1 pseudogene is annotated in these 217 nt (G+C 69.1%); it reads right to left on the bottom strand.

The features are described from left to right. Positions 1-217 (bottom strand): annotated as a pseudogene (locus QM517_RS18155) (DNA topoisomerase IV subunit B); the annotation flags it as partial.

Raw genomic sequence — 217 nt, 5'->3', positions numbered from 1 at the left:
GTGCGGGTCGCGCCCCTGCACGGCAGAGCCGCCGGCGGAGTCACCCTCGACGAGGAAGATCTCGCTGATCGACGGGTATTTCGACGTGCAGTCCTTGAGCTTGTCGGGCATGGCCGCGGACTCGTAGACGCTCTTGCGCCGAGCGGTCTCTCGGGCCTTGCGGGCGGCGAGACGCGCGGGCGCCGCGTCGATGGCCTTGCGGATGATGTTCTTGGCC

It is taken from the genome of Microbacterium sp. IEGM 1404, assembly GCF_030056775.1.
In the GTDB taxonomy this organism is placed as follows: Bacteria; Actinomycetota; Actinomycetes; order Actinomycetales; family Microbacteriaceae; genus Microbacterium.
The sequence above is the reverse complement of the archived record's forward strand: the minus strand, read 5'-3'. Positions and strand labels throughout refer to the sequence as shown.